Here is a 19,458-nt window from a genome sequence, read left to right on the forward strand (position 1 = left end):
CGATGAGCGACGGTCCCGAAACGCCAACGGAAACGAAGGAAGCGCGCGCGGCGGAGGCCGCCGCGATCCGCCGGCGCTGGATCACGCTGGGCGAAGGGGTGGCCGTGCTGGCGGTGGCGATTTCCGCCCTCACCCTCTATCTCAACTGGTCGGACAAGCAGGACGAGCGCGCCGCCAGGGCCAGCGAAAACCGCAAGGCGTCCAGCCGGGCCGCCGCGCTGGTGCTGAACGCACAGACGGTGACGGACGAGCGGATCGCGATCAGGACCGCCGATCCCGACCAGATCGTCCAGAGCCAGACCATCCTCTTCCCCCGTGCACTCGGCATCGGGCCGGTCGACACCACCGGCGCGCCCCGGATCGAGGCGGGCTGGTTCGCCGATGCGCTCAAGACAGCGCGGGACAGGGCGAAGCTGCCCGACGACAGCATCGGCGACGAACGGCTGCCGGTCGCCATCACCACCCGCTTCCTGGTGAATGGCGACGCGCATGACAATGTGGCGCTCTACGACATCGGCTATGGCATATCCGGGCGCTGGATCGCCGGACACAGCCTGGCGCTGCGCGGCCTGTCGCGGGTCGGAACGCTGACCGCGCGCGATGCGCAGGCGAAAGTCGATACGCGCTGGGCCAGGCTCAGCGGGCAATAGGCCAAGCCCTGCTTCACCCGCTGAAACCCGAAACCGCCTTGTCCTGCGCGCCGCAACCCGCTGAAACGGCCGACGCAGGATCGCCCATAAGGACAGGACAAGCGTGACCGGATCGATCGACTTTTTTCACGCCATCGCCGGTTTTCTGGTCGGCACGCTGGTCGGCCTGACCGGGGTGGGCGGCGGATCGCTGATGACGCCGCTGCTGGTGCTGATCTTCGGCGTCAGCGCCAAGACGGCGGTGGGCACCGACCTGCTGTTCGCCGCCATCACCAAGATCGCCGGCTCCGCCATCCATGGATCGCGCGAAACGGTGGACTGGACGATCGTGCGCCGCATGGCGATGGGCAGCGTGCCCGCCGCATTGCTGACGCTGGCCGTCCTGGGCTGGATCGGCGATGTCGGCAAATCGACCGAACATGTCATCCTGCTCTCGCTCGCCAGCCTGCTGGCGCTGACATCGGTGGCGGTGATCGGGCGCAAATGGCTGTTCCGCCACGCGCATGATTTCGACGCGGTGCGATCACGCGGGACGGTGATCGGCGGGACGGTGGTGCTGGGCGCGATGATCGGCGTGGCCGTGTCGATCTCCTCGGTCGGCGCGGGCGCGATCGGCGTGACGGTGCTGTTGTTCCTCTATCCACGCCTGCAAATGGCGCGCATCGTGGGTTCAGATATCGCCCATGCCGTGCCGCTGGCGCTGATCGCCGGGACCGGACACTGGATCATGGGGGACGTGAATGGCGTGCTGCTGACCAATTTGCTGATCGGATCGATCCCCGGCGTGGTGATCGGCAGCTATCTGTCCTCCCGCGCGCCCGACAGGCTGCTGCAACCGCTGCTCGCGGCCGTGCTGGCGCTGTCCTCCTGGCAATTGTTCGTCAAGGCACGGGCGCCCGACCCGGTGAAGGTCGAGGCGCCGGTGAAGGCCGCGCGGCCTTAACCGGCCGTGAAGATCATGAAAAGCCCGGCCACTCCTCAAGGAGCGCCGGGCCTCTTTCCGTCCGTCAGGACCGATCGGCTATCAGCCGACGATTTCTTCGGGCTTGAAGAAATAGGCGATCTCGATCGCGGCATTTTCTTCGCTGTCCGAACCATGGACCGAATTGGCTTCGATCGATTCGGCCAGTTCCTTGCGGATCGTGCCGGCGTCGGCATTGGCGGGGTTGGTGGCGCCCATGATGTCGCGGTTGCGCTGCACGGCGTTCTCGCCTTCCAGCACCTGCACGACGACCGGGCCGGAAATCATGAAGGCGACCAGATCGGCGAAGAAGGGGCGTTCCTTGTGCACGGCATAGAAGCCCTCGGCCTGCTCGCGGCTCATGCGGATGCGCCTGGACGCGACGACGCGCAGGCCGGCTTCCTCCAGCATCTTGGTGACGGCGCCGGTCAGGTTGCGACGGGTCGCGTCGGGCTTGATGATCGAAAAGGTGCGCGTGACGGCCATGGCCCTCGAAACTCCAGATTGTTGGGAATGCTGGGCGCGCCTTTAGACGTGGCCGCGCCGGGCCGCAAGAGGCTTCGCCGTCACGGACCTTGCACCCATTTGCGGCCTTCCTGCCGCCAGAAGCGCGGCGCGACGCCGTCCGCCTTGCTCAGCATCCGCCAACTGGCGCGCGCGCCCTCGATCGTGTCCGCGTCAAAGAAATAAAAGGCGCGCTCGAACGCCAGCGCCTCATCACGCCAGATCCCGTCCGCCAGCGCGACATGCGCCGCGCCGTTCAGCGCCGCGCAGGTCGCGCCGAGCAGGATCGGCTGGTGCGCTTCCCCGTCCTCCCCCGCCCGGCCATGCGCCAGGAAGCTGTCGGCCGGTCCCGCCCACAGCCCGGCGGAAATCCGTTCCAGCCGCTCCGCTTCCTGGGCCACCACCAGCAGCCGCGCGCCCAGGCCCAGGATGCGCGCCGCGATGACGGGCAGCACCTGGTCCACGGGATCGCGGCTGAGCTGGTAGAAATCGACCTGCATCAGCGTTCGAACTTGTCCGCCACCAGTTGGTCGATCAGCCGCACGCCATAGCCGGTCGCGCCCTTGTCCCAGGTCGCACCCGGCTTGTCCGCCCACACCATGCCGGCAATGTCGAGATGCGCCCATTTGACGCCATCCTCGATGAAGCGCTTCAGGAACTGCGCTGCCGTGATCGACCCGGCATAGCGCGAGCCGATATTCTTCATGTCGGCGATCGGACTGTCGATCAGCTTGTCATAGGCGGCCGACAGCGGGAAGCGCCACAGCGGATCGCCCGCCGCCTGCCCCGCCGCGATCAGGTCGTTGGCGAGGCCATCGTCATTGGAAAAGATACCCGCATATTCGTTGCCCAGCGACACGATCATCGCGCCGGTCAGGGTGGCCAGATCCACGATCACGTCGGGCTTGTAGGTGCGCTGCGCCCAGGTCAGCGCGTCGCACAGCACCAGCCGCCCTTCGGCGTCGGTGTTCAGAACCTCGATCGTCTGGCCCGACATGGAGGTGACGATGTCGCCGGGACGCTGGGCATTGCCGTCGGGCATGTTTTCGACCAGCCCGCAAATGCCCACGACATGCGCCTTCGCCTTGCGCCCGGCCAGCGCCTTCATCGCGCCGGCGACCGCGCCCGCGCCGCCCATGTCCCACTTCATGTCCTCCATGCCCGCCGCCGGCTTGATCGAGATGCCGCCCGTGTCGAAGGTCACGCCCTTGCCGACGAACACCACCGGCTTTTCGACCGCACCGTCGGTGCCGTCCCATTCCATCGCCAGCAGCCGCGCCTCGCGCACCGAACCCTGCGCCACGCCCAGCAGCGATCCCATGCCCAGCGCCTCCATCGCCGCCTTGTCCAGCACGGTGATCTTCACGCCCAGATCGCGCAGATGCTGGCAGCGTTCGACGAAGCTTTCGGGATAGAGGATGTTCGCCGGTTCCGACACCAGTTCGCGGGTGAAGGCGACGCCATCGGCCACCGCCGCCAGCGTTTCCCAGGCCGCATCCGCGCCGGCCGCGACCAAAGTGATGGTCTGGAGCGTCGGCTTGGCCTTTTCGTTCTGGCGGGTACGATATGTGTCGATCCGCCATCCGCGCAATTGCGCGCCGAACGCCAGACGGGCGGCCAGTTCGCCGCTCGCGCCGCCGAAAAATTCGACTGCCGCGTGCACGGCGCCGCTCGTCGCCAGCCTGGCGGTCAGCGCCGCACCGGCCTTTTCCACATCCTGCGCGCTGCCCGCGCCAATGCCCAGCAACAGCACGCGCAGCGTCTTGCCGCCTTCGGTCACGAAGCTTTCGAAGCTCGTCGCCGTCTCCCCGGTGAAGCGGGATGCGGCCGCGCCGGCGGCCAAAATCGGCGCGGCGGACAGCGGCAGCGCGTCGAAACCGCCCTTGGGCACGGCAAAGACCAGGGTGTCGGCGTCCGGGCGGGTCGGGCTGAAACGGATATCCATCGGGGTTCTTTTCCTCTTATGTCCTGATGCGCCGTAAAAACGCGCGCTTGTGTGCCAGATAGTGCAGCTTTCTCCGTCTGGCAAAGCCGTTCGACCGATTTTGCGGCCCCACAGGCATAGCGGGCGATTGCGGACTGCCAATCAGTAGGATAGGCGGTAGCCCAGATGCGCCCGTCGATAAGGCCCCGCCGCTTGCGAAACACCCTGTTCTCCCTTCCCTTCCGTGCTGCCCTGCTGGGCGGTGTCGCGCTGGCCGCCTGCCCGCAGGCGATCGCACAGCAACTCAACGAACCGCAGGCGCCGATCAGTACGCCTGACGCGCCGGTGCCGGAAAATGACGATCAACTGGGCTTCGCCGCCGACGCGCTGCAATATGACAGCAACGCCGATATCGTCACCGCCAGCGGCAATGTGCAATTGCTGCGCGACGGCAACCGGCTGCGCGCGGACAAGGTCGTGTGGAACCGCAACAGCGGCAAGGTGGAGGCGCTGGGCAATGTCTCAGTCACCGATCCCGAAGGCAATATCGCCTATGGCGACCGCTTCGACGTTACCGACACGCTGAGGGACGGGGCAGTCGACAACATGTTGCTGGTGCTTCAGTCGGGCGGGCGGCTGGCGGCGGTGAAGGGGGAACGGGTCAACGGCATCTACACGCTGCACCGCGCCGCCTATACCGGCTGCGCGGTGGAGGACAGCAAGGGCTGTCCCAAGGAACCGACCTGGCAGATCAACGCCGTGCGCGTCATCTATGACCCCACGCGCCAGCGCGTCACCTACAAGAATGCGAATATCGAACTGTTCGGGCTGCCGCTGATCCCGCTGCCGGGCCTGTCGCATCCGGTCGGCGATGGCGGCAGCAGCGGGCTGCTGGTGCCCAATCTGCGCTATGACCGCAATAACGGCTTCGAAGTCGCGCTGCCCTATTATTTCAAGCTGGCGCCCAATCGCGACCTGACGGTCACGCCGCATGTCTATACCGACGCGCTGCCGATGCTGGAGACGAATTTCCGCCATCTGACCGATCGCGGCGCCTACCAGATCACCGGCTATCTGACCCAGGGCAGCCGCGTCGCCACCGGCGACAGCAGCGTGGGCACGACGCCAGCCAGTGCGCAGAAGGATATTCGCGGCTATCTCGACGCCAGCGGCGCGTTGCAGCTCAGCCCGCAATGGAGCGTGGACGGATCGATCCGGCTCGTCACCGATCGCACCTTCCTGCGCCGCTACGACATCAGCCGGGAGGATCGGCTGCGCTCCACCATCGGCGCGCAGCGGATCGGGCAGGACAGTTATTTCTCGATTCGCGGCTGGGCGGTCCAGACGCTGCGCCAGGGCGATTCGCAGGGCAATACCCCGATCGCCCTGCCTGTCATCGATTATCGGCTGCGCCTGAAAGACCCGCTGCTGGGCGGCATCCTCCAGTTGCAGGCCAACACGCTGGCGATCACCCGGACCAGCGGGCAGGATACGCAGCGCGCCTTTGCCGCCGCCGAATGGAATCTGCGCACGCTGACCGGCCTGGGGCAGGAAGTCACCTTCACCGGCTATCTGCGCGGCGACGCCTATCACAGCAGCGACAATGATCTGACGGCCGTGACCAGCTATGCCGGCAAGCCCGGCTGGCAGGCGCGCGGCATCGCCGCCGCCGCGGTCGACATGCGCTGGCCGTTCGTGGGCGAAGCGTTCGGCGGGGTGCAGCGGATCGCGCCGCGCGTGCAGATCGTCGCCTCGCCCCATCTGGCCAACCTGTCCCTGCCCAATGAGGACGCGCGCGCCGTCGACCTGGAGGACAGCAACCTCTTCGCGCTCAACCGTTTCGCCGGCTATGATCGGTTCGAGGACAGTTCGCGCGTCACCTATGGCCTGGAATATGGGCTGGATCTGCCCAGTTTCTCGCTCCAGAGCATCATCGGCCAGAGCTATCGGCTCAACCGGCGCGAAAGCATCCTGCCCGACGGCACCGGCCTGTCCGGTCGCACATCCGACATCGTCGGGCGCACCACCGTCCGCTACAAGGATTTCCTCAGCTTCACCCACCGCTTCCGGCTGGACAAGGACAATCTCTCCGTCCGCCGCAACGAAGTGGACGCGACGATCGGCACCAAGCAGACCTATGCCATGGTCGGCTATCTGCGACTCAACCGCAATGCATCGTCGGCGCTGGAGGATTTGCAGGACCGGGAGGAATTGCGCCTGGGCGCCCGCGTCCAGTTCGCGCGATTCTGGTCGGTGTTCGGTTCCACCGTGGTCGACCTGACCGATGCGAAGGAAGATCCGGTCAGCGTGTCCGACGGTTATCAGCCGGTCCGCCACCGTCTGGGCGTCGCCTATGAGGATGACTGCCTGACGCTGGGCCTGACCTGGCGGCGCGACTATCAGACCAATGGCGACGCGCGGAAGGGCAATGGCTTCCAGCTACGGCTAGCTTTCCGCAATATTGGCATATAAGGGTCACGCTTCCTGTCTCCTTGTCAGGGCTGGTTAAGGCGGACGGGCGCATCACGCGCCGGTTCGTATTGGAGATTTTTGCCGACGATGCTGCCTGTCGTTTCCCCGCCCAACCGCCGCTTCCATGGCGTCCGTTCGGGCCTGCGCACCCTGCTTCTCTCGTCGGCTCTGCTGGGCGCGGGGCTCCAGCCCGCCCTTGCCCAGAGCGTGGATGACGATGGCGGCGTCGGCGCGCAGCCGCTCAACCTGCCCAAGGATCTTACCGTCTTTGGCAAGAGCGACCCCAATGTCCGCAAGGCGACCGCGATCGTCAACGGCCGCATCATCACCGGCACCGATGTCGATCAGCGGCTGGCGCTCATCATCACCGCCAATGGCGGCAAGGTGGAAGAGGCAGAGAAAGAGCGGCTGCGCGTCCAGGTGCTGCGCAACCTGATCGACGAAACGCTCCAGATTCAGGAAGCCGCCGCCAACGACATCAAGGTCGATCCGGCCGAAGTGCAGCAAAGCTATGAGCGGGTGGCCGCCAATTTCCGCCAGTCGCCCGCCCAGTTCGACGCCTATCTGCGCGAAAAGGGCAGCTCGGCCGCCAGCATCAAGCGCCAGATCGAGGGCGAACTGGCCTGGAGCCGGCTGCAACGCCGCAACATCCAGCCCTTCGTCAACGTGTCGGAGGAGGAGGTCAAGGCAGTGGTCGAGCGGCTGAATGCCGCCAAGGGCAGCGACGAGGTGCGCATCGGCGAAATCTACCTGTCGGCGACCCCGGAAAATCACGACCAGATCGCCGCCAATGCGCGCAACATCATTCAGCAAATCCAGCAGGGCGGCAGCTTCCAGGCCTATGCCCGGCAGTTTTCCGAAGCCTCCACCGCCGTGGTCGGCGGCGACCTGGGCTGGGTCCGCCCCACCCAGTTGCCGCCCGAACTGGCGCAGGCCGCAGCGGAAATGCAGGTCGGCCAGATTGCCGGCCCGATCGATGTCGCCGGTGGCATGTCGCTGATCTACGTGATGGACAAGCGCAAGGTCTTGACCGCTGACCCGCGCGATTCGCTGCTCAGCCTGAAACAATTGTCGGTCCTGTTCCCGCAGGGCACGACCAAGGAGGTAGCCAGCGCCAAGGCGGCGGCGTTCGCCGAAGCGATCAAGGGCATCAAGGGGTGCGGCCAGGCCAATGAAGTGGGCGCGAAGATCGGCGCCGACGTGGTCGACAATGACAATGTCAAGGTCCGCGATCTGCCGCCGCAGTTGCAGGACATATTGATGAACCTGCAAGTGGGCCAGACCACCCCGCCTTTCGGTTCGATCAACGATGGCGTCCGCGTGCTTGTGGTGTGCGGTCGCGACGATCCGGCGTCGGCCAATGCGCCCAATGCGGAACAGATCATGGCGCAACTGGAAGAGGAACGGGTCAACAAGCGCGCGCGCATCTATCTGCGCGACCTTCGCCGCGATGCCGTCATCGAATATAACTGAGCGCGCGCCTTTCGCCGTCTCGCTCGGTGATCCGGCGGGCATAGGGCCGGAAATCGTCGCCAAAAGCTGGGTGATGCGGGATGCGCGCGGCCTGCCGCCCTTCTTTGCGGTGGGCGACATCGCCTCGCTCCGCGCGGTCTGGCTCGGCCCGATTGCGCCGATCGGCGCGCCGGAGGAAGCCGCCAAAATATTCGACACCGCCCTCCCCTGCCTCCAGGTCGCGCAGGCGGGTGAAATCGTGCCGGGCACCCCCGACATCGACGGCGCGCGCACCGCATTCCAGGCGCTGGAAGTCGCGGTCGGCCTGGCCCGATCGGGATCGGCCGCCGGTGTCGTGACCGCGCCCGTGGGCAAGGAACAGCTTTACGGCGTCGGCTTCACCCATCCGGGCCAGACCGAGTTCATCGCCGAACGATGCGGCGTTGCCCCCCATAATGCCGTGATGATGCTGGCCGGGCCGTCGCTGAAAGTCGTGCCGATCACCATCCATATTCCGCTGGCCCAGGTGCCCGCCGCGCTCACCATCGACCTGATTCGCGCCCGCGCCATCACCACGGCCAAGGGGTTGCAGCGCAATTTCGGCATCGCGCGCCCGCGTCTGGCCGTCGCTGGCCTGAACCCCCATGCCGGCGAAAATGGCGCGCTGGGCCGGGAGGAGATCGACGTGATCCGCCCCGCCATCGATCTGCTGCGACAGGACGGCCTCGACATTGTCGGTCCGCTCGCCGCCGACGGCATGTTCCACGCCCGTGCGCGCGAAACCTATGACGCGGCGCTGTGCATGTATCATGACCAGGCGCTGATCCCGATCAAGACGCTGAATTTCGATGAAGGCGTCAACATCACGCTGGGCCTGCCGATCGTCCGCACATCGCCCGACCATGGCACCGCCTTTGGCATTGCCGGCAAGGACAGCGCCAATCCCGGCGCGATGATGGCCGCGCTCCGCATGGCCGCCGAAGCCGCGCGGGCGCGCATCGCCCATGGCTGAGGGCCGTCCGGCGCTGCCCCCCCTGCGCGACGTGATCGCGCGCCACGGCCTTGCCGCCAGCAAGGCGCTGGGGCAGAATTTCCTGCTCGACGAGCAGTTGCTCGACCGCATCGCCGCCATCCCCGGCCCGCTCAGGGACGCGCCCGCGTTCGAGGTCGGCCCCGGTCCCGGCGGCCTGACCCGCGCGATCCTGCGCGCCGGGGCGCGGCTCGTCGCGGTCGAGCGCGACCGGCGCTGCCTGCCGGCGCTGGCCGAACTGGAGGAGGCATTTCCCGGCCAGTTGCGCACCCTGTCCGGCGACGCGATGGAAATAGACGCGCGCGCAGAAGCGGGCGAGGGCGCGCATATCATCGCCAACCTGCCCTATAATGTCGGCACCCCGCTGCTGGTGGGCTGGCTGTCGGCCGACTGGTCGCCCCTGCCCTGGTGGCGGAGCCTGACGCTGATGTTCCAGATGGAAGTCGCCGAACGCATCGTCGCCCAGCCGGGCACCGACCATTATGGCCGGCTCGCCATCCTGTCCCAATGGCGCAGCGACGCACGGATCGCGATGAAGGTCCATCGCAGCGCCTTCACCCCCCCGCCCAAGGTGATGTCGGCGGTGGTCCACATCACCCCGAAACCGGCGCCCGACGGGGTGCAGCTCAAATATCTCGAACGCCTGACCGCCGCCGCCTTCGGCCAGCGCCGCAAGATGCTGCGCCAGAGCCTCAAGGGGCTGCCCGGCGCGCTCGAAGCGCTCGACCAGATCGGCATCGACCCGCAACGCCGCGCCGAAACCGTGAGCGTCGCGGAATTTGTCGATGTCGCGCGTATCTTGAGCCGGTGAAGGCCCTGCACGCCCGATCCTCCCCCGGAAGGAGAGGGGAACCGCGCCCGAAGGACGTGGCGGAGGGGTGTCGCGCTATCATCGACAGGGCAACAGCCTTGCCTCAGGGCTATGTCCTGTTCGATGCAGATATGCGTCTCCATCACACGCCCCTTTCAGGGAAAGATTTTACATGGAAGCGCGCTGGCCCATGCCCCGCCTGATCCTGTTCAACAAACCCTATGATATGCTGTCCCAGTTCACCGACCGGGGCACGGACAGTCCGCGCGCGACCCTGTCCGACTGTATCGCCGTGCCCGGCGTCTATCCTGCCGGGCGACTCGACCGCGACAGCGAAGGGCTGCTGCTGCTGACCGACGATGGCCGGCTCCAGTCCCGCATCGCCGACCCCAAATATAAGCTGCCGAAAACCTATCTGGTGCAGGTGGAGGGCGATATCGGCGACGATGCGCTGGCCGCGCTACGGCAAGGCGTGGCGTTGAAAGACGGCCTGACCCGCCCGGCCGAAGCCGACCGCATCGCCGATCCCGGCCTCTGGCCACGCACCCCGCCGATCCGCGTGCGCAAGAGCGTGCCCGATAGCTGGATCCGGCTGACCATCCGCGAAGGGCGCAACCGGCAGGTTCGCCGCATGACGGCCGCGATCAACCACCCCACCTTGCGCCTCGTCCGCTGGCGCATCGGCGACTGGACAGTGGACGGCATCGCACCGGGCGAATGGCGCGAGCAGCGGATCGAAATTTGACGACACCAGATTGATTCGCTCGGCCCTTGCGCGCGCAGCGAAGCAAGGACGGCGTGGGGCAATCCCACGTCATCCCGCCCTAACAAGCGCGGCAGCCCCGCATCATGGCGTCTGGGTCGGCGCGGCCTTGGGCGCGGGCACCACAGTCTTGTCCGTCATGGCAACGGCCGGCGGCCCCTTCTGGATCGCGGCGGCCAATCGTCCCACCGGCGCGCACTCGCTCTTGCACAGGGCCTGGGCCTGGGCCAGCACGTCCTTCGCCCTGGCGATCGCGCCCTTTTCCACCATCGCCTCACCCTGGCCCGCCAGCGCGACGACATCGGTGGGATCGAGCAGCAACGCTTCCTTGTAGAGGCGGATCGCCTTGCCCTGAAGCCCCTGCGCCCGCGCGACCTCGGCCAGTGCGACATAGGCGGCGCGGTTGCGCGGATCGATTGCCAGCGCGCTTTCCAGCGCGTCGGTCGCGCCGTCCAGATTGCCGGCCTTGCGCGCGGCCTCACCGGCCTTCTGCCATTCCACCGATTGCGGGCTGATCTGGCTGTCGGGCTTCTGGCTCAGGCCCACGCTCGACACGGTGGTCAGGACGATGGCAAGGGCGATCGAGGCAGGGGTGAAACGCATCATTGTCTCCAGCCATGTTTCAGGCGCTGATTCCTGCCGATCTTCGCGCGTTTGCACCCGCTTGTCCATAAGCGCGATCAGGATGCCGTCCGGCGCAGCCGCGCGAAGAAGAAACCGTCGGTGCCGTCATGCCCCGGCGTCAACAGCCAGCCCGGCCCATGCGGCCGGCCCAGCGGCAGGTCGAGCGGCTCCACCGCCCAGCCGGCGTTGCGGGTCAGAAATGCGTCCACCTGATCGCGGCCCTCCCGGTCGGTCAATGCACAGATGGCATAGACCAGCGCGCCGCCCGGCGCCAGCAGCGGCGCTGCGAAATCGAGGATGCGGGCCTGTTCGGCGACCAGCCGGTCGAGCCGCGCCGGCGTCAGCCGCCAGCGCGCTTCCGGGTTGCGCCGCCAGGTGCCAGTGCCCGAACAGGGCGCGTCGACCAGCACGATATCGGCCTGACCGTTCAGGCTTTCCAGCCCCCGCGCCTCATGGCTCTGGTCCAGCAGCAGCGTTTCGATGAAGGTCGCCCCCGCCCGCTGCGCGCGTGGCCCCAGCCGCGCAAGGCGCGACCGGATCGTGTCGGCGGCGATCAGCATCCCCTTGCCCGCCATCGCGGCGGCGAGCGCCAGCGTCTTGCCCCCCGCCCCGGCACACAGGTCCACCACGGTCATGCCCGGCTGCGCGGCGCAGGCCTGCACGATCAACTGGCTGCCAGCGTCCTGCACCTCGACCAGCCCCTGTTTCCAGGCCGGGTTCTGCTCGATCGGAAAGCCTTCGGGCAGGCGGCGCGCGGCCGACAGGCCGGGCACCGGATCGGCGTCGGGCAACAGCGCCGTCAGATCGGCGGGCACGCCTTTCAGCGCATTGACCCGCAGGTCGACCGGCGCGCGACCCAGCAGCGCGTCCTGCTCGACCGGCGCGGCCAGCAGCGGGATCAGCCAGCCCGGCACCGCGCCCGGCGGCGCACCCGGTTCACCGGGCGCGATCGGCACGGGCGCATGGGGGCCGCCATCGAACAGCGCCGCGATTTCGGGCAAGTCGCGCGCCAGCCCGACCATCGCCGCCCGGCCATCCTCCGGCCGTTCGGCGGCGCGGCGGATGGCGCGATAGACATGGTCGCGCACCGCCCGCCGGTCCCGCGATCCGGCATAGCGGCGGTCCTTGAAATAGCGGGCGATCAGCGTATCGGCGGCCGGGCCGCCGTCACGCGCCGAAGCGATGATGGCGTCGAGCAATTCGATCGCCGCCTGGATGCGAGCCTGTGGTGTCATTACGGTTGCGCACCCTGTTCCGGGCGCATTACGAACAGGTTAACGTGTTGGATAATTGGGCGCTTCCCGCGTGATCGTGACATCATGGACATGGCTTTCCGAAAGCCCCGCATTGGTGATCTGCACGAAACGCGCCCGTTCCTGCAAATCCTTGATCGTCGCGCTGCCGGTATAGCCCATCGCCGCCTTCACGCCGCCGACCAACTGGTGGATCACGTCCCTGGCCGGTCCCTTGAACGGCACCTGTCCTTCGATCCCTTCGGGCACCAGCTTCATCTGGTCCTTGATGTCGGCCTGGAAATAGCGGTCGGCGCTGCCGCGCGCCATCGCGCCCACGCTGCCCATGCCGCGATAGCTCTTGTACGCGCGCCCCTGATACAGGAAGGTTTCGCCCGGCGCTTCGGCCGTGCCCGCCAGCAGCGACCCGACCATGACACAGCCCGCACCCGCGGCCAGCGCCTTGGCCACGTCGCCCGACGTGCGCAGGCCGCCGTCCGCGATCACCGGCACACCCTGCTTGGCGGCTTCCTCGGCCGAATCCATCACCGCCGTCAACTGCGGCACGCCCACGCCCGCCACGACGCGGGTGGTGCAGATCGACCCCGGCCCGATGCCCACCTTCACGCAATCCGCGCCCGCGCCGATCAGCGCCTTGGTCGCTTCGGCGGTGGCGACATTGCCCGCGACCACCTGCACATTGTTGGACAGGCGCTTGACCGCCTCGACGGCCGCCGACACCTGCTTGCTATGGCCATGGGCGGTGTCGATGACGATCAGGTCGCATTCCGCGTCGATCAGCGCACGGCTGCGCTCCAGCCCGGTTTCACCCACCGTCGATGCGGCGGCGACGCGCAGGCGGCCGGTGCTGTCCTTGGTCGCCTGCGGATAAGTGACGGCCTTCTCGATGTCCTTGACCGTGATCAGGCCGACGCAATGATAGGCGTCATCGACCACCAGCAGCTTTTCGATCCGGCGTGCATGCAGCAGGCGCTGCGCCTCTTCCTGGCCGACGCCGACCTTGACCGTGGCCAGATTGTCCCTGGTCATCAGTTCGCTGACCGGCTGCTTGGGATTTTCGGCAAAGCGCGTGTCGCGATGGGTCAGGATGCCGACCAGCTTGCCGCTCTGTTCCACGACCGGAATGCCGCTGATCTTGTGCCGCTGCATCAGCATCTGCGCGTCGGCCAGCGTGGCGGTGGGCAGGATCGTGATCGGGTTGACCACCATGCCGCTTTCAAACCGCTTGACCGCGCGCACCGCGTCCGCCTGCTCCTCGACCGTCAGATTGCGGTGCAGCACGCCGATCCCGCCGAGCTGCGCCATCACGATCGCCATATCGGCCTCCGTCACCGTGTCCATCGCGGACGACAGGATCGGGATATTCAGCCTGATCGCCTTGGTCACATGGGTCGACGTGTCCGCCTGACTGGGCAGCACATCGGATTCGGCGGGCTGCAACAGCACGTCGTCAAAGGTGAGGCCGAGGCGGATATCCATGGAAAAAGCCACTTTCTGCTGCCGGACCGGCGGCGGGTCCGAGGGGGATTTGTGGCGGCCCATGTAACCACTTCATGCGCGCGCGGCCAGACCCTTTGGGGGATTTTATTAAGGGGCGACGGAAGCGTGAGGGAAAGATCGTGGGATGGTGGAAAAGCCTGGGGTTCCCATCCCACAACCACCCGTCATTGCGAGCGTAGCGAAGCAATCCATGGCGCAACAATGGATTGCTTCGCTACGCTCGCAATGACGAAGAAGGGTGGGGAGTGGACTGATTGGTTTACAGGAGCAATTGTTGTAGAGCAGACATAAAATCCACCGTCACCCCAGCGAAGGCTGGGGTCTCAGGCGGCGGCGCGTTACAGTAGGGCATGGCGCGAGGCGGCTACACATATATCATGACAAATAAGGCAAGGGGCGTTCTCTATATCGGCGTCACAGCCGACATCGCGGCGCGTGCCGAACAACATCGAAACGGCACTGGCTCGGCCTTTTGCAGGAAATACGGGCTGACGCGCCTCGTTCTGGTGGAGCCACATGATGACATCATGCTCGCCATCGCCCGCGAGAAGGCCCTCAAAGCCTGGAAGCGCGAATGGAAAATCCGGCTTGTAGAAGAGAGTAATCCCGATTGGCGCGATATGACGGACCTTATCCTCTGACCGCCTGAGACCCCAGCGTTCGCTGGGGTGACGATAAGAAGAATGGCCGCTTCAGGACAATGGCACATTTTGTTTTGAAAGCAAAAAATGGTCGTTCAGCGCCTGTCGAACGCGACCGTTTCGCTTGCTGCAAAAGCCGGGTTAGCGACGGCTTCATACCAATCGGCACGAAAGCCCGGCAGCGCGGACAGGTGCGCGATCAGGTTATCCCAACCTTTGGCTTCCTCATGGAATGACGAAACACGGCCAGCCACCTCGACATCGCAGCAGATCAGGTCAGTCGTGATCTCGTCCCGTTTGTAGAATACGACAGCATCGATATCTGCCAACGGCAGTTGTGCAATGACGTCTGGTGTTATCATCATCACAGCGGTTTGCCCTGCTGAACGAACGTCCGCAATCAGGAACCTGCAAGGCACTCCTAAACGGCAATTTTTGATCGTTTCAAAACATTCAGCGACGCCCAACGAAAAAGGGCGCAGCCTCAGCCACGCCCCTTTCTCGCACCTCACCGAATCCCTCAAGCCCCGGCAGGCGACGCCTCGCCGAACGGGCCCTTGCGTTTGCGGATGCGCGGGATCGAGGAACCCGCCGCCGGGATGACCGATGGCTTGATCGTCGTCCCGTCGTCGCGGGTGATCTCGCCCTTTTCCAGCAGGGCCTTGATCTCGTCGCCGCTCAACGTCTCATATTCCAGCAGCGCGTTGGCGAGCAGGTGGAGCTGGTCCTCATGCCCTTTGAGCAATTCCTGCGCGCGGGCATAGCCCTGCTCCACCAGGCCACGGATTTCCGCGTCGATCAGCTTGGCCGTCTCGTCCGACATATGGACACGCTGGCTCTGCGAATAGCCCAGGAACGTCTCGCCCTGCTGCTCTTCATATTGCAGCGGCCCCAGCTTGTCGGACATGCCCCATTGCGTGACCATGTCGCGGGCCAGCTTGGTGGCGTACTGGATATCGCCCGACGCGCCGCTCGATACCTTGTCGTATCCGAAGATGATCTCCTCGGCCACGCGCCCGCCCATGGCGACGGCCATGTTCGCGTGCATCTTGTCGCGGTGATAGCTGTAGCTGTCGCGTTCCGGCAAGCGCATCACCATGCCCAGCGCGCGGCCGCGCGGGATGATCGTCGCCTTGTGGATCGGGTCCGACGCGGGTTCATGGACAGCGATGATCGCATGGCCAGCCTCATGATAGGCGGTCATCTTCTTTTCATCGTCGGTCATGACCATAGAGCGGCGTTCCGCGCCCATCATCACCTTGTCCTTGGCCGCTTCGAACTCGTCCATCGCGACCAGCCGCTTGCCGCGCCGCGCCGCCATCAATGCAGCTTCGTTGACCAGGTTGGCCAGGTCCGCGCCGGAAAAGCCGGGCGTCCCGCGCGCAATGACGCGCGGTTCGACATCGGGGGCCAGCGGCACCTTCTTCATGTGGACGGCCAAAATCTTCTCGCGCCCTTCGATATCGGGGCGGGGCACCACGACCTGACGGTCGAAGCGGCCCGGCCGCAGCAGCGCGGGGTCCAGCACGTCGGGGCGGTTGGTCGCCGCGACGATGATGATGCCCTCATTCGCCTCGAACCCGTCCATTTCGACCAGCAACTGGTTCAGCGTCTGCTCGCGCTCGTCATTGCCATTGCCCAGGCCCGCGCCGCGATGGCGGCCGACCGCGTCGATTTCGTCGATGAACACGATGCAGGGCGCATTCTTCTTGGCCTGTTCGAACATGTCGCGCACGCGGCTCGCGCCGACGCCCACGAACATCTCGACAAAGTCGGAGCCGGAAATGGTGAAGAAGGGCACGCCCGCTTCCCCCGCGATCGCGCGGGCGAGCAGCGTCTTGCCGGTGCCGGGCGAGCCGACCAGCAGCGCGCCCTTGGGAATCTTGCCGCCCAGCCGCGCGAATTTCGTCGGGTCTTTCAGAAATTCGACGATTTCCTGCAATTCCTCGCGCGCTTCGTCGATGCCGGCAACGTCATCGAACGTCACCTTGCCATGCTTTTCGGTCAGCAGCTTGGCCTTCGACTTGCCGAAACCCATCGCGCCGCCCGCGCCGCCGCCCTTCTGCATCTGGCGCAGCACGAAGAAGGCGATGCCCAGGATCAGCAGGAAGGGCAGCGACTGGTAGAGCATGATCTGCCAGAAGCTCGGCCCTTCTTCGGCCTGCCCCGAATATTTGACGTTATAATCGTCCAGCAGGCCAGTCAGCCCCGGATCGTTGACCGGGACGGTGGTGAATTTCTGTCCGCTCGCCAATGTGCCGCTGATCTTGTCGGGCGCAATCGCCACGTCCTTGACCTGGCCTTCCTGCACCTTGGAACGGAATTCGGAATAGGCGATGCCGCTGCCGGCGACAGCGTTGGGATTGTTGAACAGCGACACGAACAGCAGCAGGGCGACGATCACGCCCGCCCATATCATCGCACTTTTGATCCAGGGGTTGCCCTGCGGGTCTTTATCGTCGTTCATCATCACTCTCTTTCACCGCCCAAGATAGGGCGCGCCCGCAAAAGCGCAAGCGGACGTGGGACAGGGACGAACGATCAGCCACCGGCCAGCAGCGTGGCCGCGACATAGAGCAGCGCCAGCGCGAGCCCCGCCGACAGGCCGCAGAGCAGATACCCCAGATAGAGCAGCAACGGCGGATGCGGCCGCGCCAGTTTCCGGTTCCGTTGCGCTGCCGAAAGAATGATGCTCGCCATCAGGCCGTAGGTCAGCGCCGCAAATTCCACCATCGTCCAGAATCCCCGCTCGAAAGGGCGTCAGGATAGAGCCGATGGCGCTTAAGAAAAGATCGCCGCACCGCACAAAATCGGCGGACCGTTGGGCTTGCGCGACGAGCGGGGGAACTTTTCCGTACCGGCCGGCTCTCGCCAGAAGCCGATGACGCAGCCTTGCTTCGGCCCGCTGCGCGCGCAAGGATGCAGCGGGTCAATCCGGCGTCATCCCGCACGACTGGCGGCGCGGCGGCGCGGGATGCAGTGTCCACGCCTTGCCGCCCCTGATCAACCAGTCGCCCAGACTCGCCTGCCGCCCCTCACCCGCCTGCGCGATGGCGCGGTCCAGGCTGTCGCCGCGCGGCGCGGGCGCGCCCGCCAGCGCCAGCATGTGCAGCAGCAGGCGGCGCAGATATTCGCGCGGCAGGTCCGTGCGCTCCAGCCGCCAGCCCGCCCCGTCCGGCCGCACATGCGCCTGCGCCAACGCCGCAACGCTCCAGTCGAGCGCGGCATCCGCCTCCGCCAGCGCCGCCGCGCTGCGCGCCGCCGCCGCCACGTCGATCCATGGCGCATCCGCCAGCGCCGCGCGCAACGCCGCCCGGTCGAAACGCGGATCGGCATTGGAGGGATCATGGACATGGGGCAGCGCCTCGACCTGCGCCAGCCTTTGCAGCGCAGCCTTGCGCACGCCCAGCAGCGGCCGGATCACGACCCCTGATCGCCCCCGCACGCCCGTCAGCCCGGCCACGCCCGAACCCCGGTTGAGCCGCATCAGCAGCGTCTCCAACTGGTCATCGGCATGGTGCGCGGTCATGATCCAGTCGATCCCTGCCCGCACACGCCAGCCCTCTATCACCCGATAGCGCTGCGCCCGCGCCCACGCCTGGACATTGCCCTCGACCGCGCCATCGGGGGTCAAGGTCGCATGGTCGATGCCCTGACCGGCGCACCAGCGCGCGACCATCGCCGCCTCGTCCGCCGACTCCCGGCGCAACTGGTGATCGACCGTCACCGCCGCCACCCGCCCCGGAAAGGCGCGCGCGGCCAGGAACAGCAGCGCCATGCTGTCCGGCCCGCCCGACACCGCCACGCCAAAGCGCGCGGCGGACACGTCCCCGACCAGCGCCTGCGTCGCCGTGACCAGCCGCGCCGTCAGCGCCGCACTGTCCTTGTCTAGCTGCACTTCGCCTTGACGCGCCCCTTGTCCATCAGGCCGCGCAGCGTGGCGGACAGGTTGCCGCCATAGACCTGTTCCAGTTCCTCATAGACCTTGCAGGCGTCGGCCGGCTTCTTGAGCTGGATCAGCGCCTCGCCCAGATAGGCCAGGCTGTCGGGCGCGCGTTCGCCGCGCGGGCGCTTCTGGTAATTTTCATAGAAGGCGACCGATGCGAGCGCCGGCTTGCCATCGTCCAGATAGGCGCGGCCCAGCAGATTCTGCGCCTTGCTGCCGACCGGGCTGGCGCCATATTTGTCGACCGTCGCCTTCAACTGCGCCTGCGCTTCAGGATAGAATTTCGCGTCCCACAGGCGGAAACCATAATTATAGGCGTCGCTGGCAGCGTCCCCGGTGCTCGGCCGTTCGATCGCCGCGACAGCGGCCTTGCGTTCCTCGCTGGCCGGTGCCGGCGCGGCGGGCTTGGCCGCCACCGGCTTGGACGGGGCGGTCGACGGGGCCGGCTTTGCGGCAATCGGCGCGGGATCGGCCGCGACAGGCGTAGACACGCCCGGCTTGGCGGCGATGGGAGCGGGACTTTCCGGCTGGACCAGCCGGGCGTCGGTATCCGCCTTGTAGCGGTTGAACGCTTCCTCCAACTGGCGCAGCTTGAAGCCATTCTCCTCCACTTGGCCCGTGATCGAGGCAAGCTGCGATTCCAGCGCGCCCACCCGCGCGGTCAGATCGGAAAGCGGCGTGCCCGACGGGCTGCCCGGCGTCACCGTCGGCGTCGCCGGGCGGGTGATCTCCGCCTCCAGCGGCGTGCCGGCCGGAAAAACCTTGCGCTGCACCGCGCGCATTTCCTTCTCCAGCCGGCCGACCCGCCCTTCAACCGATGTCTGGGCGGCGGCAGGCATTGCAAGGACAGGCAGGGCGACGGCCAGCAGTACGGCCGTCGTCGCGAAAAGGGCGTTACGCATGATGTTCCCCGACTAGCTTCGTCGC

At 66.5% G+C, this 19,458-nt stretch carries 19 protein-coding genes; 8 read left to right on the top strand and 11 right to left on the bottom strand.

Features of this window, described 5'->3' with window-relative positions; translation table 11 throughout:
- Window positions 1-2: 2 nt before the first annotated feature.
- Window positions 3-650: a hypothetical protein gene (locus tag Q4610_RS02965; protein WP_304534509.1), complete on the top strand. Its 648-nt coding sequence runs from the start codon at window positions 3-5 to the stop codon at window positions 648-650.
- Window positions 651-753: 103 nt separating this feature from the next.
- Complete coding sequence (locus Q4610_RS02970; protein ID WP_304534510.1) at window positions 754-1,593, top strand: sulfite exporter TauE/SafE family protein; 840 nt, start codon at window positions 754-756, stop codon at window positions 1,591-1,593.
- Window positions 1,594-1,674: 81 nt separating this feature from the next.
- Here Q4610_RS02970 and ndk read toward each other — a convergent pair whose 3' ends face one another.
- The 3 genes from ndk to Q4610_RS02985 all read right to left on the bottom strand — a co-directional run bounded on the left by ndk (window position 1,675) and on the right by Q4610_RS02985 (window position 4,060).
- Window positions 1,675-2,097 carry a nucleoside-diphosphate kinase gene (gene ndk, locus Q4610_RS02975; RefSeq protein WP_304534511.1) on the bottom strand — a complete coding sequence of 141 codons (423 nt, stop codon included), beginning with the start codon at window positions 2,095-2,097 and terminating at the stop codon, window positions 1,675-1,677.
- An 80-nt stretch (window positions 2,098-2,177) separates the two neighbouring features.
- Complete coding sequence (locus Q4610_RS02980; RefSeq protein WP_304534512.1) at window positions 2,178-2,615, bottom strand: DNA polymerase III subunit chi; 438 nt, start codon at window positions 2,613-2,615, stop codon at window positions 2,178-2,180.
- Entirely contained in the window at window positions 2,615-4,060 is a 1,446-nt protein-coding gene (locus Q4610_RS02985; RefSeq protein ID WP_304534513.1) for a leucyl aminopeptidase, read from the bottom strand. Before Q4610_RS02985 ends, Q4610_RS02980 begins: the two co-directional genes overlap by 1 nt.
- Window positions 4,061-4,225: 165 nt before the next feature.
- Here Q4610_RS02985 and Q4610_RS02990 point away from each other — a divergent pair, with 165 nt between their 5' ends.
- The 5 genes from Q4610_RS02990 to Q4610_RS03010 all read left to right on the top strand — a co-directional run bounded on the left by Q4610_RS02990 (window position 4,226) and on the right by Q4610_RS03010 (window position 10,549).
- On the top strand, window positions 4,226-6,511 hold the full coding sequence (locus tag Q4610_RS02990) for an LPS-assembly protein LptD (RefSeq protein ID WP_425262520.1): 2,286 nt from the start codon (window positions 4,226-4,228) through the stop codon (window positions 6,509-6,511).
- 87 nt (window positions 6,512-6,598) lie between these two features.
- Window positions 6,599-7,984: a peptidylprolyl isomerase gene (locus Q4610_RS02995; RefSeq protein ID WP_304534515.1), complete on the top strand. Its 1,386-nt coding sequence runs from the start codon at window positions 6,599-6,601 to the stop codon at window positions 7,982-7,984.
- Window positions 7,962-8,975 (top strand): 4-hydroxythreonine-4-phosphate dehydrogenase PdxA, encoded by a 1,014-nt coding sequence (gene pdxA / locus Q4610_RS03000; RefSeq protein ID WP_304534516.1) that lies wholly within the window; start codon window positions 7,962-7,964, stop codon window positions 8,973-8,975. Before Q4610_RS02995 ends, pdxA begins: the two co-directional genes overlap by 23 nt.
- Window positions 8,968-9,804: a 16S rRNA (adenine(1518)-N(6)/adenine(1519)-N(6))-dimethyltransferase RsmA gene (rsmA, locus tag Q4610_RS03005; protein WP_304534517.1), complete on the top strand. Its 837-nt coding sequence runs from the start codon at window positions 8,968-8,970 to the stop codon at window positions 9,802-9,804. Before pdxA ends, rsmA begins: the two co-directional genes overlap by 8 nt.
- A gap of 190 nt (window positions 9,805-9,994) precedes the next feature.
- Complete coding sequence (locus Q4610_RS03010) at window positions 9,995-10,549, top strand: pseudouridine synthase (RefSeq protein WP_304534518.1); 555 nt, start codon at window positions 9,995-9,997, stop codon at window positions 10,547-10,549.
- A 102-nt stretch (window positions 10,550-10,651) separates the two neighbouring features.
- Here Q4610_RS03010 and Q4610_RS03015 read toward each other — a convergent pair whose 3' ends face one another.
- The 3 genes from Q4610_RS03015 to guaB all read right to left on the bottom strand — a co-directional run bounded on the left by Q4610_RS03015 (window position 10,652) and on the right by guaB (window position 13,923).
- Window positions 10,652-11,170, bottom strand: a complete 519-nt coding sequence (locus Q4610_RS03015; RefSeq protein ID WP_304534858.1) for a tetratricopeptide repeat protein — start codon at window positions 11,168-11,170, stop codon at window positions 10,652-10,654.
- A 77-nt stretch (window positions 11,171-11,247) separates the two neighbouring features.
- Complete coding sequence (locus Q4610_RS03020; RefSeq protein ID WP_304534519.1) at window positions 11,248-12,426, bottom strand: RsmB/NOP family class I SAM-dependent RNA methyltransferase; 1,179 nt, start codon at window positions 12,424-12,426, stop codon at window positions 11,248-11,250.
- A gap of 39 nt (window positions 12,427-12,465) precedes the next feature.
- Window positions 12,466-13,923 carry an IMP dehydrogenase gene (gene guaB, locus Q4610_RS03025; RefSeq protein WP_304534520.1) on the bottom strand — a complete coding sequence of 486 codons (1,458 nt, stop codon included), beginning with the start codon at window positions 13,921-13,923 and terminating at the stop codon, window positions 12,466-12,468.
- Between the two features lie 371 nt (window positions 13,924-14,294).
- Between guaB and Q4610_RS03030 the strand changes: the two genes are divergently transcribed.
- Window positions 14,295-14,585, top strand: coding sequence for a GIY-YIG nuclease family protein (locus tag Q4610_RS03030; protein ID WP_304534521.1), 291 nt, complete (start codon window positions 14,295-14,297; stop codon window positions 14,583-14,585).
- 95 nt (window positions 14,586-14,680) lie between these two features.
- On the opposite strand, the gene Q4610_RS03035 is transcribed toward Q4610_RS03030, so the two are convergent.
- From Q4610_RS03035 to Q4610_RS03055, 5 genes are all read right to left on the bottom strand, one after another.
- Entirely contained in the window at window positions 14,681-14,950 is a 270-nt protein-coding gene (locus Q4610_RS03035) for a hypothetical protein (RefSeq protein WP_304534522.1), read from the bottom strand.
- Window positions 14,951-15,105: 155 nt separating this feature from the next.
- Complete coding sequence (ftsH, locus tag Q4610_RS03040; protein ID WP_304534859.1) at window positions 15,106-17,052, bottom strand: ATP-dependent zinc metalloprotease FtsH; 1,947 nt, start codon at window positions 17,050-17,052, stop codon at window positions 15,106-15,108.
- Window positions 17,053-17,126: 74 nt separating this feature from the next.
- Window positions 17,127-17,318 (bottom strand): hypothetical protein, encoded by a 192-nt coding sequence (locus Q4610_RS03045; RefSeq protein WP_304534523.1) that lies wholly within the window; start codon window positions 17,316-17,318, stop codon window positions 17,127-17,129.
- Between the two features lie 196 nt (window positions 17,319-17,514).
- Window positions 17,515-18,483, bottom strand: coding sequence for a tRNA lysidine(34) synthetase TilS (gene tilS, locus Q4610_RS03050; protein ID WP_304534524.1), 969 nt, complete (start codon window positions 18,481-18,483; stop codon window positions 17,515-17,517).
- Complete coding sequence (locus Q4610_RS03055; RefSeq protein WP_304534525.1) at window positions 18,474-19,433, bottom strand: tol-pal system YbgF family protein; 960 nt, start codon at window positions 19,431-19,433, stop codon at window positions 18,474-18,476. Before Q4610_RS03055 ends, tilS begins: the two co-directional genes overlap by 10 nt.
- Window positions 19,434-19,458 lie beyond the last annotated feature (25 nt).

This window comes from Sphingobium cyanobacteriorum (genome assembly GCF_030580935.1).
Taxonomy (GTDB): domain Bacteria; phylum Pseudomonadota; class Alphaproteobacteria; order Sphingomonadales; family Sphingomonadaceae; genus Sphingobium; species Sphingobium cyanobacteriorum.

What these genes read in the sequence shown, in the direction of transcription:
- Q4610_RS02965 (WP_304534509.1), top strand. Translation starts at nt 3, where the DNA reads ATGAGCGACGGTCCCGAAACGCCAACGGAAACGAAGGAAGCGCGCGCG.
- ndk (WP_304534511.1), bottom strand. Translation starts at nt 2,097, where the DNA reads ATGGCCGTCACGCGCACCTTTTCGATCATCAAGCCCGACGCGACCCGT.
- Q4610_RS02980 (WP_304534512.1), bottom strand. Translation starts at nt 2,615, where the DNA reads ATGCAGGTCGATTTCTACCAGCTCAGCCGCGATCCCGTGGACCAGGTG.
- Q4610_RS02985 (WP_304534513.1), bottom strand. Translation starts at nt 4,060, where the DNA reads ATGGATATCCGTTTCAGCCCGACCCGCCCGGACGCCGACACCCTGGTC.
- Q4610_RS02990 (WP_425262520.1), top strand. Translation starts at nt 4,226, where the DNA reads ATGCGCCCGTCGATAAGGCCCCGCCGCTTGCGAAACACCCTGTTCTCC.
- Q4610_RS02995 (WP_304534515.1), top strand. Translation starts at nt 6,599, where the DNA reads ATGCTGCCTGTCGTTTCCCCGCCCAACCGCCGCTTCCATGGCGTCCGT.
- pdxA (WP_304534516.1), top strand. Translation starts at nt 7,962, where the DNA reads ATGCCGTCATCGAATATAACTGAGCGCGCGCCTTTCGCCGTCTCGCTC.
- rsmA (WP_304534517.1), top strand. Translation starts at nt 8,968, where the DNA reads ATGGCTGAGGGCCGTCCGGCGCTGCCCCCCCTGCGCGACGTGATCGCG.
- Q4610_RS03010 (WP_304534518.1), top strand. Translation starts at nt 9,995, where the DNA reads ATGCCCCGCCTGATCCTGTTCAACAAACCCTATGATATGCTGTCCCAG.
- Q4610_RS03015 (WP_304534858.1), bottom strand. Translation starts at nt 11,170, where the DNA reads ATGCGTTTCACCCCTGCCTCGATCGCCCTTGCCATCGTCCTGACCACC.
- Q4610_RS03020 (WP_304534519.1), bottom strand. Translation starts at nt 12,426, where the DNA reads ATGACACCACAGGCTCGCATCCAGGCGGCGATCGAATTGCTCGACGCC.
- guaB (WP_304534520.1), bottom strand. Translation starts at nt 13,923, where the DNA reads ATGGATATCCGCCTCGGCCTCACCTTTGACGACGTGCTGTTGCAGCCC.
- Q4610_RS03030 (WP_304534521.1), top strand. Translation starts at nt 14,295, where the DNA reads ATGGCGCGAGGCGGCTACACATATATCATGACAAATAAGGCAAGGGGC.
- Q4610_RS03035 (WP_304534522.1), bottom strand. Translation starts at nt 14,950, where the DNA reads ATGATGATAACACCAGACGTCATTGCACAACTGCCGTTGGCAGATATC.
- ftsH (WP_304534859.1), bottom strand. Translation starts at nt 17,052, where the DNA reads ATGAACGACGATAAAGACCCGCAGGGCAACCCCTGGATCAAAAGTGCG.
- Q4610_RS03045 (WP_304534523.1), bottom strand. Translation starts at nt 17,318, where the DNA reads ATGGTGGAATTTGCGGCGCTGACCTACGGCCTGATGGCGAGCATCATT.
- Q4610_RS03055 (WP_304534525.1), bottom strand. Translation starts at nt 19,433, where the DNA reads ATGCGTAACGCCCTTTTCGCGACGACGGCCGTACTGCTGGCCGTCGCC.